Genomic DNA, 11,902 nt, shown 5'->3' on the forward strand with positions numbered 1-11,902 from the left:
TGCAGTTCCACCAGCAGCGGCCGGGTGCCCTCCCAGATGGTGGTCACTACCGAGCCCGCGGCAATATCGTCGGCCCGCTGCAGGAAAATCGCCGAGGGGTTGGAAACTTCCTTCAGCCCCTGCTCGGTCATCGCGAATACCCCCAGCTCGTTCACCGCACCGAAGCGGTTCTTGTGCGCGCGCAGGGTGCGGAAGCGGGAGTCGTGGGTGCCTTCGAGCATGATGGAGCAGTCGATGATGTGCTCCAGCACCTTGGGGCCGGCGAGGCCGCCGTCTTTGGTGACGTGCCCCACCAGAATCAGCGCGGTGCCGGTCTGCTTGGCATAGCGGGTGAGGTAGGCCGCGCTCTCGCGCACCTGGGCCACGGAGCCCGGCGCCGACTGCACCTCGGCCATGTGCATGACCTGGATCGAGTCCACCACCATCACCTTCGGTTTCACCTGGCCGGCGGTAAGGCAGATCTGCTCCACGTTGGTCTCCGACAGCATCTGCAGGTGGTCCGCCGGCAGGCCCAGGCGCTTGGCCCGCATCGCCACCTGCTGCAGGGACTCCTCACCGGTGATATACAGCGCCGGCAGGGTCTGGGACAGGTGACACAGGGTCTGCAGCAGGATGGTGGATTTACCGGCGCCCGGGTGGCCACCGATCAGCACCACCGAGCCCGGTACCAGACCGCCCCCCAATACCCGGTCCAGCTCGCTGGCATTGGTGGGGATCCGCGGCAGTTCGCTGAGGTCGATCTCCGACAGCTTCTGCACCTTGCCCTGTCCCGCGGCACCGGCGTAGCCCGCCTGGGCGTCGGTAAAGTTGGCCGCGCGGCTGTCGGTGTGGGTGGGGCCCAGCCGCACTTCGCTGAGACTGTTCCAGGTACCGCAGGCGCTGCACTGGCCAGCCCACTTGCTGTAATCGGCGCCACACTCATTGCAGACGTAGGCGGTTTTGGTTTTCTTGGCCAAAGGCTCTCCCCTTGCGGGACTTTAGATGGAAATTTAGATGGAAATAAGGTCAAAGCCGATGGCTGCGTCCATCCGCAAGCGGCAGAGTTTACCTCCCCCGGGCACAGGTCCCCAAACCCTCGGAGATTTCACCGCAGACATTCCCGGTGGCACGCCGGGCCCGCAACACATAGCATTACTACACGCTTTGATATTTGTTGGTTCCATGACACTTCCCGCCGCCTGGCTGCTCCGCAGCGATGAAATAGCCCCCGCCAGCCCCGAGGCCCGGGATCTCGCCGCCCTGCTGTCCGCCGAGGAGCGCCAGCGCCAGGGCAGCTACAAACGCGCCGAGGCCCGGCACCAGTTCCTGTTAAGCCGGGGCTTGTTGCGGCGGGTACTGGGAAAAATCAGCGGGCAGGCACCGGAACAGCTCCGATTCGAGCGGCTACCCAGCGGCAAACCCCTGCTCGCGGACTTCCCCGAACTGCACTTCAGCCTCAGCCACAGCGGCCAGTGGATCGGCCTCGCGGTATCCTGCGAGGCGCCCATCGGCATCGACATCGAACAGCCCACCAAACCCCGGGATTTCCTGCGCATTGCCCACCACTACTTCCACCCCCAGGAGTGCGCCCTGTTGGAGTCGCCTCCGCTGGAGCTGATGCCGATGCATTTCTACCGGCTCTGGACCATGAAGGAGGCCTTCTTCAAGGCCCGCGGTACGGGTATCTCCGAAGGCCTCGGCCGCATTAACCTGGCGGGCTTCCACCTGGGCCGGGGCCCGGCCTTTGATGCAGACCTGCCGGATACCGCTGCCTGGAATTTTTATTACGCAATGCACCGGCTGCCCGACACCACGCAATTGCACCTGGCACTGGCGGGCACCGATCCGGCACTGGGGGAGTTAACCCGGGAGAGCATTCACCGGGGAATCGACTGAACTTCCTGGGACATTCACTATACAGGTGGGTACACTCCCACACCTGTACAGTTTTCAGCCATCGAAAAGCATTATAAAGATAATGAAAACCGCTTCCCTTTCGAGAAAAATCCACAAGTGGCTCTTCCTGTTTGTCGGCATCCAGGCACTGTTGTGGACCCTGAGCGGAGTCTACATGGTGGTGATGGACCTGGACTTCATCCACGGCGACCACCTCGTCAAAAACCTGCGGGAGCCCCTGCCCGAGACCCGCGGTGACCTGTTCCCCAGCGGCGAACTGCTGCGCGAGCGCGACGGTGTCCGCTCCCTGCAACTGAAAGCCCTGCGCGGGCAACCCTTTTACGTGCTGCGCGATAGCGAGGGCGCGCACCTGTTCGATGCCCGCAGCGGCAGCGAGATTTCTCCCCTCGACCAGCAGACCGCGATTGCACTGGCGGAGCACTACTACCGTGGTGACCTGGACGCCGCTTCCGCGGAACTGGTGACCGACAATCCGCCCACGGAAATCCAGTTCCGTGCGCTGCCCCTGTGGCGGGTCAATTTTGACGACCGCTACGGCACCAGTTTCTATATCGATCCGGACACGGGTGCTCTCGCCACCCGCCGCCACGACTACTGGCGCGCGTTCGACTTCTTCTGGATGCTGCACATCATGGATTACAGGGAGCGTGACAATATCCACAACCCGCTGCTCCTCACCGTGACCCTGGTGGGCCTCAGCGGCGTCCTCGCCGGGCTGGTATTGCTGTTCTTCAGCTTTGGCCGCCGCCGCGCCCCCACCGGCATCGCCAATACCGCGGGAGGTGCACAGTGAATTTCGTCAAAGTTGCACACAAATGGCTGAGCCTGGTGATCGGCGTACAGCTGGCACTGTGGCTCGCCAGCGGCCTGGCCTTTGCCCTGCTGGATTCCAGCGTGGTCAGTGGTCGCCACCTGGCAGCCAGCCCGGCGGCGACCGAACTCAACATCGAAGACGTGGCCGTGACGCCCGAGGCGATCGCACACATGTATCCGGCGGGGACCGTATCCGATATCCGCCTGCAGCCGGGATTCACCCATGCGCTCTACCGGGTGCAGACCAGCGATGGTATCGAACTGCGCGATGCGCACAGCGGCGCAAAGGTCACCATCGATCGGGCCCTCGCCCGGGATATCGCCGCGCGGGATTATGCCGGTGACGACCGCCTGATCGACGCTCCCACCCGGCTCGAACAGGCCAATATGGAATCCCGCGGGCACACAGGCGCGATGTGGCGGGTGGATATCGACGATGACTTCGCCACCACCCTGTACATCTCCGCCGAGGACGGTCGCGTACTCGAGCGCCGCAACGATACCTGGCGACTGTTCGACATCTTCTGGATGTTGCACATCATGGATTACACCGAGCGCCAGGATTTCAACAATCCGTTCGTGGTTGCGTTCGGTGTCGGCGCCCTGCTGCTGTCCATTTCCGGCTGCCTGCTGTTGTTTTCCAGCTTCTCCCGCCACGACTTCAATCTGGTGGCAAAGCTGCGTCGCCGCAAGGTATCGGTACAACTATTCGACAACAGCGCCACCCCGGTCAACCAGCTGGCCGTGGCCAGCGGCATTAGCCTGTTCGACGGTCTTGCCGCCCATGGTGTGCAGCTGCCCTCCAACTGCGACGGTGGCGGCAGCTGCGGTCTGTGCCAGGTGCGCATGGACCCGAGCACACCAGCCAATAGCAACGAAAGGAGCCTGCTCTCCGCCACGGATCTTGCCGCTGGCTATCGCCTGGCCTGCCAGCAGCGCGCACAGAGTTCGACCAAACTGACGCTGGACGACACCCTGTTACAGGCACGGCGGTTCACCGCCGAGGTGGTGGAGTCGCGCTTCCTGACCCCGTTCATCAAAGAAATTCACCTGCAGCTGCCCGCCTCCGCACGCTTTGCATTCCGCGCCGGCAGTTTCGTGCAGATCGAGGTGCCCGCGCATCAACTGTGCATCGGGAATCTGCCGGTGGACCCGCAATATCTGCGAGACTGGAAGGCCTGGCGGAACGCCGCAGAAGCTTCCCATGGCGAACCGCTACGGCGTTCTTATTCCATGGCCAACGCGCCCGCCGAAACTTCCGACGCTGGAGGCAATGGGACGCAGCATATCGTCCTCAACGTTCGCATCCAGCCTCCACCCCAGGGCAATGAAAGTGCTCCGGCCGGCGCCGGCTCCAGTTATATGTTCAATCTCGCCAGCGGCGATTCAGTCACCCTGTCTGGCCCCTTCGGTAGTTTCCGTGCCAGCGATACGCAACGCGAAATGGTAGTGATCGGTGGCGGCGTCGGCATGGCGCCGCTGCGTTCGATCATCGTCGACCAGCTACGCAATCTCGATAGCAGCCGCAAGATCAGTTTCTGGTATGGTGCGCGCAACCTGCGGGAGGTGTTTTACGCAGGACTGTTCGACCAACTGGCCGAGGAGCACGAAAACTTCTCATGGCAACTGGGACTGTCCGAGCCGCGCAGGGAAGACAATTGGCAGGGGACCACCGGCTTTATCAGCGATATCGCCGCGGACGCCTACCTGCGCCGGCATCCGGATATCGGCAGCTGCGAATTCTACCTATGCGGCCCGCCGGCCATGTTGCGCGCATGTGTCTCTATGCTCACAGAGCTCGGCGTGCGCGAAGAGCAGATCGCGTTTGATGATTTTGGCTGCTGAACCCGCAGTGCCCCCCCCTTCGAACAGCACCAAGATCTTCAGGTAATGCTCGACCAGGCACCTCTCCAGGGTAACCAACTTGATCTGCAGGTCGCGCAGCTGCTTCCTGAAACGCTAGGATACGGCGAACTATTCAACCACCAGCGTGCCCCGATACATCTTCATCTGGCAGGTAAAAGGGTACTTGCCGGTATCCAGGGCGGGCAGTGATACCTCCGTCGCCTCGTGTACCGCCAGCTGCCTGCTGATGTCGAGATCCGGGAATACCACATATTCCGCACAGGGGCTGGGGTCTTCACGGCGGAAATGCAGGGTGATTGGCCGCCCCGCTGGCACTTCGATCGTATCCGGCTCGTAAACGCCATCCTTGACCATCACTTCCAGGGATTCCGAAAAATGCGCAGCGGAAATTTGCCGCCCGGCGAGCCAGAACCACCAGACAATGGCGGCAATCAACAGCAGACCGAGTATATTCACTGCCAGGGTCATCATGACTGCACCCCCTTCACTTGGCTGGGACGGAAAAATCGCAGGCGATTGGCGTTGCTCACCACCGTCACGGAGGAGAACGCCATCGCCGCACCGGCAATTACCGGGCTCAACAGCGCGCCGGTAAAGGGGTACAAAACTCCGGCGGCGATGGGAATGCCCAGGGTGTTATAGATAAAGGCACCGAACAGGTTCTGTTTGATATTGCGCAGGGTGGCCCGGGACAGCTCGATCGCATCCGCGGCGCCGTGTAGTGATGAACGCATCAGGGTGACGTCGGCGGTCTCGATTGCCACGTCGGTGCCAGCGCCAATGGCAAAACCCACATCCGCCCGCGCCAGTGCCGGGGCATCGTTGATGCCGTCGCCGGCCATGCCCACCTTGCGGCCTTCGCGCTGCAGTTTTGCTACCAGTGTTTCCTTGTCCTCCGGTTGCAGGTCCGCATGAACTTCGTCGATGTTGAGTTGTTTTGCCACTGCTTCCGCAGTGGCGCGGTTGTCGCCGGTCAGCATCTGCACCCGCAGCCCCGCTTTCTGCAACCTGGCCACTGCGGCTCTGGCATCATCGCGGATGGGGTCGGCGACGGCAATCACGCCGACTGCGTCGCCGTCCACTGCGGCGTACATCGCGGTGCGACCTTTCGCGGCCAGAGCCTCTGCGCGGGCGGGCCATTTTCCGGGATCGATGTTTTCCCGCTGCAGTAATTTCCGATTGCCGAGCAATACCACTTTGCCGTCGACGCGGCCGCGCACGCCGTGAGCGGTGATTGCTTCGAAATCCTCGACCTGCGCCAGGGTCAGTTCCTTGTCCTTGGCTGCATCCACAATGGCCTCCGCCAGTGGATGTTCGGATCCCGCCTCCAGTGCCGCCAGCAATCCCAGCAGTTCATTGTCATCAAGGTCGGTTTCGATGTCCGTCAGCTTCGGCGCACCTTCGGTCAAGGTGCCGGTCTTGTCCACGACCAGGGTATCCAGGTCACTGGCCTGCTGTAGCGCCTTGCCATTGCGAATCAGCACCCCGTGTTCCGCACCCTTACCGACCCCCACCATCACCGACATGGGCGTGGCGAGGCCAAGAGCACAGGGGCAGGCGATGATCAATACCGAGATCAGGACCACCAGCATGTGTGCCGCCTTCGGGTCGGGGCCGAAATTGAACCAGACCAGTGCGGCAACGATGGCGATGACCATTACCGCGGGCACGAAAATCGCAGAAATCTGGTCCGCCATGCGCGCAATCGGCACTCGGGAATTCTGTGCGGCGCGGACCATTTCAATAATCTGTGAAAGGCGGGTCTCGGCGCCGACCTTTTCGGCCTCAAAAATCAACGTGCCATTTTTATTGAAAGTGCCCGCGGATACATAATCTCCCTCGGACTTTTTTACCGGCACCGGCTCACCGGTAAGCATGGACTCATCCACCAGGCTGCTGCCGACCCGTACCACGCCATCCACCGGTACCTTTTCACCGGGGCGCACGCGCATGCGGTCGCCCGGCTGCACCTGGTCCAGCGGGATATCCACTTCTTCGCCATCGCGCAATACCCGGGCACTGGTATCCTGCAGCTCCAGCAGCTTTTCCACCGCCGCGCTGGTCTTGCCGCGGGCCCGCACTTCCAGTGCCTGCCCCAGGTTGATAAGACCGATGATCATGGCGCTGGCTTCGAAATACACATGCCGGGCGGCCTCGGGCAACATACCGGGGAACAACACCACGAGCATCGAGTACAGCCATGCGGCGCCAGTACCCAGTGCGATCAGCGTATCCATATTGGCGCTGTGATGGCGAAAGGCTTTCCAGCCGCCGGTATAAAAATGCCCGCCGCAGAACACCATTACTGCCAGTGTGACCAGGCCCACGACACCCCAGGCCAACTGCTGCGCCGGGGTGTGTACCGACATTTCTCCGGTAACCAGCCCCCAGGCCATCAGCGGAATTCCCAACGCCAGGGCAAAGCCACAGCGCCACAACAGTTGGCGGTAATGACGCAGGTCCTCGGCCTTTTGCTGCTCCCGCTGCTTGCGGGGATCTTCCTTTGCCGGCGCGGCGCCATAACCGGCGTTTTCCACTGCCTGGATGCAACGTTCCCTGTTTGCGTTACCGACAACGGTCAAAGTTTTTTCCGCCAGGTTGACCTTGGCTTCGCTGACTCCCGGTACGGATTCCACCGCACCCTCAATCTTGCGCACGCAACCGGCGCAGGAGACGCCACTCAGGGCAAACAACTGTTTTTGCTCAGGCATATCACCCTCGTTGTAAACCTTGTTTATTGTCCAGTTTGCCCAGCATAAAAGCCTGCCCCCGGGGTAATGCAAGCTACCCGTTGGAGTTATTCCACCCCAATATCCATAAACAACGGCAACAGCGCACCGACAACCAGCCACACGAGCGCGATCCCGGCCAGCGCAAGTAAAACAAGGTCCTTGGGAGTCGCGGTTTTCAGGGCGGGCAACCCCGATTGCGACCAGCGCCAGAAAAACAGAAGCGCGGATACCAATAAAAACAGCAGATTCAGAAATAGCGTGTAATCGATCTTGAAGAAATCCCGCTCCACGACCTGCTTGGCGCTTTCCGGATCCGGCAACAGGTCCAGGGTTGCAAACCCGTAGTGCAGTAACAGTGAGGTCACCACCAGGATCAACAGGAACACGGCGAGAATATACAGCGCCATTTTCCAGCCATAGTATTGCGCCTGTATGCGCAACACCGGAAATACCACAAGGTCGCTGAAGATAAATGCCATGATGCCGGCAAAGGCAACGCCATTACCGAACAGTACGGCAGCGAGAGGGATATTCCCCATGGATCCGATAAAGGTAAAAAAAGCCGCCACCGGCCCCACCAGGCACTGCAGCAATTTTTCCCAGAAGGCGGGATCGCTTTCTCCGGAGCCGACAAACAACGTCTGGAAGAACGACCTGGGAACAAATGTTGCGATAATGCCCGCAACACTGAAGCCGATGGTCACGTCCCGCCATACCATGTGCCACTCCATCACATAGCGGCCGGCCACGCGGCGCCAGCCCTCCCGGGAGCGAATCAGTTCCTTCCAGTCCGGAACGTCTTCTTCCTCGTCCTCTCCCTCAGCCTCCCGCGCGTGCTTCCGGGCCTCGCTCTCGAGGTTCTGCGGCAGGCTCAGCTTCACTACCAACCACATCAACAGAATCAGCAGGATTCCGCCGACGTATTCCCCGACCACAAACTGCCAGCCGAGAAATACCGCGATCACGATCCCCAGCTCCACCACCAGGTTGGTGGAAGCGAGCAGGAAGGCGAGCGAGGGTACCAGGGACGCGCCCTTGGCAAAGAGCGCCCGGGTGGTGGCCAGTGCGGCAAATGAACAGGAGCTGGAGATAAAGCCAAAGAAGGTCGCCAGGCCGACACTGCGCGGGCCGGCCTTACCAAGACTTTCACGCATCCGCCGCTGGGTAACGAATACCTGGACCATGCTGCTGATCAGATAGCCGAGGGCAAATGCCCATAGCGCCATCCAGAACAGTCCCAGGGTGGTCATGGCGGCTTGATGCCACTGAGTAAAAAATGACTGCATCGGATCGGGAAGTTAATGACATGAAGCGCACCCGCGGCATGGGTTGCCGAAGCCGTGCGACAATTATCCTTTGTCACTGTAGCAGTGCCCGCTCCACAGCCGACACAGAATCCTCAGTCAGTGCACCTGGTACGCTGTTACTGGAATGCGGCAGTGGTAGAATCGCGCCATGAATCATCCCCTGTTCCCGGAACGACCGCTCTGCCTCTCCCCGACTCTGGCCGCCACCCTCGGCCTGGAGGAGGCGGTGCTGCTCACCGCGCTCGGGGACCTGCTGCCATTCCTGACCCCAGAGTCACATCCAGGCAGGGAGTGGTATACCGCGGACAGCGACCAGCTAGTGAAACTTTTGCCATTCTGGGAGCCGGCGGATATCCAGCGGGTGGCGACGAGCCTGCGCAATCAGGGCGCCATATTGCTGGGCGCCGCCCCCTATGGCGGCAGCGGCATTCTCAAGTTCGCACTGTCCGGTGGCCGCCAGGAGCCCACACCCCGCCCCGCGCCCACCTACAGCGCGCCCGCGGCTAACACCGCTGGCAACCGCAGTGCCAACACCATCGGCCCCAACTGGCGTCCAGACAACGAGACCCTGGCGCGAATCAGTCAGCTGGGTGTGCCCGAGCACTTTGTGCGCGAGCAACTGCCCGAGTTCGTGACCTACTGGCGCGACCGCGGCGAATCCCGCCACTCCTTCGGCTCCCTGTTCCTCAAGCAGGTCAAATCCAAGTGGGAGGCATTTCGTGCCACCCAGGACCGCAAACGTCCGCTGCCCGAAGACTGGCGCCCGGGAGAAGGGACACTGGGCAAACTCGCCGATGAGGGGGTCCCTAGCACCTTCGTGCGCCGCTGCATGCAGCGTTTTGCGGAATACCACCGCAGCAGTGGCAAGCAGTCGCTATCCTGGGACCTTGAATTCAATGACTGGGTAATGGAAGACTGGGAAAAGCAGGATGCGCCGTTTATCGAAAAGCGCAAGCCGCTAGCAATGACTCGGGACTGGCAACCCAGCGAGGCCACCTGGGAACAACTGCGCCGGCTCGCCATCAACCCCAGTTTTGCGGCGGAGTTGCTGCCGGAATTTATCTACAAATGGCTCGAGCGCGGCGGCCACAGTGCCCGCTGGGGCGAGCTGTTTATCGAGTATGCGCGTGAGGAGTGGGCTTATTACTGCCAGGGTATCGAGAAAAACCCGGTGGCCAAACCCATCTCCCGCAGCTGGCAGCCGTCGAGCGACTGTCTCGGCCACCTGCTCAATCAGTGTGAAATCGACCGCGAATTTGCCCTCGGGCTGGTGCCGGAGTTCCGCCTGTACTGGCGGGAACAGGGCGCAGCGCGCAAAAGCTGGGACGCCATTTTTGTGCGTCACGCGCGCTACCAGTGGGCCGAGCGCAACAAGTTCGCAATAGGACAACAACATGGCAAGCCACAAGACTCCGGGAACCCGGGTAACCAGCGCACACGTGACACCTCAGTCTGGGACATCGTCTCAGACACAAACTGGTGATTCCGAACTGGAGACCAGGAAACGCGCGCTGAATGAGGTGTTCGGGCTGCTCAAGCTGAGCTACCACAACCAGTTCAATGCCGCATTTCCGGACGTGCAGACCCTGAACCACGCCAAGCGCCTGTGGCTCGAATCCCTCGCCGGATTCTCTCCGGAGCAGATGCTTGCCGGCACCAAACGGGCCATCAAGCACTGCGAGTACCTGCCAACCATCCACAAGATGCTGCAACTGTGCGCGGAAGGTGACAGCGGGCTCCCGGAGCCGCGTGCGGCGTATCGTGAGGCCTGTAACGCCCCCAGCCCGAAGGCCAATCAGAACTGGAGCCACCCCGCGGTATACCACGCCGGGCGCGCGGCAGACTGGTTTTTCCTCGCCAACAATCCGGAATCCTCCGCCTATCCAGTGTTCGCAGCCCATTACAAAAAGATCTGCGAGCGCCTGATGGCCGGCGAGCAGCTGCCGGCTCCGGAGCAGGTACAACTCGAGCACAAACCCGCTGAACCGCTATCCAAAGCGGAAAATGCCAAAAAGTTGGCGGAATTACGCGCACAACTGGAAATATGATAGGTTTTGGCGGTACGGCAACTGAATACTGTACCGTCAAGGAACCCGTTATTCAGGCTCGGCACAGGAGTACCGCAGAGCTTCCCCACATCCAACAGCAGGTAACGCCATGGTCAGGCCCCACTTACTGCTCGTTGTACCCGCAGTGCTGCTGGCAAACACCGCCAGCGCCGATTTCTATTCCCACCGCTACGGTGGCATCAGCCTGTTAGACAGCGAGCTCAGCGGCTTCTGTTCACAGGTGCAATCATTTGTCAGCAACCTGAACTCTGAAGAGCAGCAGGCTTCCGCCCGCCAGTGTAAGGAGCAGGGTACCGGCTGGAAGCTCTATAGCGGCTGGCAGTGGACGCCCTTCCTGGCTGTTGAGGCCGACCTGCGCCAGAACCCCGATAGCAGTATTCGCTTTGACGTCAGCAACCCCGCGCTGCCACACCTCGGCGTGCATGATCGCGTGAGCAACCGCATGGGTAATCTCTTCTTTGTCGGCCACCTTCCGGTTTCCGGCAATGGTCTCAGTGTATTCGGCAAACTCGGCGGCGGCTTCTGGCTCAGTCAGATTACCGAACGCCAGGAAGGAGAAGTGATTCTTCAGGTGAGGATGGAAGACGATTCCCTGCAGGAAGTGGTGGCCCCGGTCTCCGCCAAACTCAGTGAGAACGACAGCGGTTTCCACTGGGGCTACGGTGCCGGTATCAGTTACCGGCACCGCAATAACTGGACGCTCAGGGCCGAGTGGGAAGTATTCCCGGAAGTGGGCTCGGATAAACTGCGCGCGGAGTATGACGTGCAGACCACATCCCTGGGCTGGAGCTTCCACTTCTAGTCCATGGGGCCGGGTGCAAGCAGAACGCGGATCGCCACCTGTTAACAATTGATTTTATAAGCTTTTTCAAGCTTGTGCACAGGCGCGTTACACACAGAATGTCTGGACAGAGCTGGGGATAAGTTCGGGATATTCGCTGTGAACCGCGCCACTCGTGGGCTCCGGCCCCGCGTTCAAAAAGACGCCAACTTTCCGTAACACAAAGGTAATCTGCCCAGCAGATTAATAACCACACTCCCCTGTACGCCAACTGTGTATAACTGGAGCTTCCGCCGTATATCCCGGGACTGCAATCCGTATTAATTGATTTAATTCGAGTTTTTGTCGTTATTCACAGCCCCGTTACTCACAGAATCACTGGATAGAGCTGGGGATAACTACGGGATATTGGCGCTGAGTGGCACCACTACTGGGTTT

10 protein-coding genes are annotated in these 11,902 nt (G+C 60.7%); 6 read left to right on the forward strand and 4 right to left on the reverse strand.

Features of this window, described 5'->3' with window-relative positions:
- A partial coding sequence (gene radA / locus QZ511_RS14695) for a DNA repair protein RadA (protein WP_295803452.1) occupies window positions 1-956 on the reverse strand: 956 nt, incomplete at its 3' end.
- A gap of 205 nt (window positions 957-1,161) precedes the next feature.
- Between radA and QZ511_RS14700 the strand changes: the two genes are divergently transcribed.
- From QZ511_RS14700 to nqrF, 3 genes are all read left to right on the forward strand, one after another.
- On the forward strand, window positions 1,162-1,875 hold the full coding sequence (locus QZ511_RS14700; RefSeq protein WP_295803453.1) for a 4'-phosphopantetheinyl transferase superfamily protein: 714 nt from the start codon (window positions 1,162-1,164) through the stop codon (window positions 1,873-1,875).
- A gap of 82 nt (window positions 1,876-1,957) precedes the next feature.
- A complete protein-coding gene (locus QZ511_RS14705; RefSeq protein WP_295803455.1) occupies window positions 1,958-2,689 on the forward strand; it encodes a hypothetical protein in 732 nt (243 codons plus the stop codon).
- Complete coding sequence (nqrF, locus tag QZ511_RS14710) at window positions 2,686-4,554, forward strand: NADH:ubiquinone reductase (Na(+)-transporting) subunit F (RefSeq protein WP_295803457.1); 1,869 nt, start codon at window positions 2,686-2,688, stop codon at window positions 4,552-4,554. The genes QZ511_RS14705 and nqrF overlap by 4 nt, the downstream gene beginning before the upstream one ends.
- 129 nt (window positions 4,555-4,683) lie before the next feature.
- Here the strand turns inward: nqrF and QZ511_RS14715 are convergent, their stop codons facing one another.
- The 3 genes from QZ511_RS14715 to QZ511_RS14725 form a co-directional block, all read right to left on the reverse strand.
- Window positions 4,684-5,046 carry a cupredoxin domain-containing protein gene (locus tag QZ511_RS14715; protein ID WP_295803459.1) on the reverse strand — a complete coding sequence of 121 codons (363 nt, stop codon included), beginning with the start codon at window positions 5,044-5,046 and terminating at the stop codon, window positions 4,684-4,686.
- Window positions 5,043-7,286, reverse strand: a complete 2,244-nt coding sequence (locus tag QZ511_RS14720; RefSeq protein ID WP_295803461.1) for a heavy metal translocating P-type ATPase — start codon at window positions 7,284-7,286, stop codon at window positions 5,043-5,045. Before QZ511_RS14720 ends, QZ511_RS14715 begins: the two co-directional genes overlap by 4 nt.
- A gap of 86 nt (window positions 7,287-7,372) precedes the next feature.
- A complete protein-coding gene (locus QZ511_RS14725; protein WP_295803462.1) occupies window positions 7,373-8,593 on the reverse strand; it encodes a permease in 1,221 nt (406 codons plus the stop codon).
- 169 nt (window positions 8,594-8,762) lie between these two features.
- Here QZ511_RS14725 and QZ511_RS14730 point away from each other — a divergent pair, with 169 nt between their 5' ends.
- The 3 genes from QZ511_RS14730 to QZ511_RS14740 all read left to right on the forward strand — a co-directional run bounded on the left by QZ511_RS14730 (window position 8,763) and on the right by QZ511_RS14740 (window position 11,485).
- Window positions 8,763-10,097, forward strand: a complete 1,335-nt coding sequence (locus QZ511_RS14730; protein ID WP_295803463.1) for a DnaT-like ssDNA-binding domain-containing protein — start codon at window positions 8,763-8,765, stop codon at window positions 10,095-10,097.
- Window positions 10,098-10,134: 37 nt separating this feature from the next.
- Complete coding sequence (locus tag QZ511_RS14735; RefSeq protein WP_295803464.1) at window positions 10,135-10,662, forward strand: replication protein P; 528 nt, start codon at window positions 10,135-10,137, stop codon at window positions 10,660-10,662.
- 109 nt (window positions 10,663-10,771) lie between these two features.
- Window positions 10,772-11,485, forward strand: coding sequence for an outer membrane beta-barrel protein (locus QZ511_RS14740; protein ID WP_295803465.1), 714 nt, complete (start codon window positions 10,772-10,774; stop codon window positions 11,483-11,485).
- Window positions 11,486-11,902: the final 417 nt, after the last annotated feature.

Origin of the sequence: uncultured Microbulbifer sp. (assembly GCF_913055755.1) — a bacterium.
Classification (GTDB): domain Bacteria; phylum Pseudomonadota; class Gammaproteobacteria; order Pseudomonadales; family Cellvibrionaceae; genus Microbulbifer.

Bases quoted from the DNA above. Each gene is read 5' to 3' on its own strand.
- QZ511_RS14700 (WP_295803453.1), top strand. From the start codon at position 1,162: ATGACACTTCCCGCCGCCTGGCTGCTCCGCAGCGATGAAATAGCCCCC.
- QZ511_RS14705 (WP_295803455.1), top strand. From the start codon at position 1,958: ATGAAAACCGCTTCCCTTTCGAGAAAAATCCACAAGTGGCTCTTCCTG.
- QZ511_RS14715 (WP_295803459.1), bottom strand. From the start codon at position 5,046: ATGATGACCCTGGCAGTGAATATACTCGGTCTGCTGTTGATTGCCGCC.
- QZ511_RS14720 (WP_295803461.1), bottom strand. From the start codon at position 7,286: ATGCCTGAGCAAAAACAGTTGTTTGCCCTGAGTGGCGTCTCCTGCGCC.
- QZ511_RS14725 (WP_295803462.1), bottom strand. From the start codon at position 8,593: ATGCAGTCATTTTTTACTCAGTGGCATCAAGCCGCCATGACCACCCTG.
- QZ511_RS14730 (WP_295803463.1), top strand. From the start codon at position 8,763: ATGAATCATCCCCTGTTCCCGGAACGACCGCTCTGCCTCTCCCCGACT.
- QZ511_RS14740 (WP_295803465.1), top strand. From the start codon at position 10,772: ATGGTCAGGCCCCACTTACTGCTCGTTGTACCCGCAGTGCTGCTGGCA.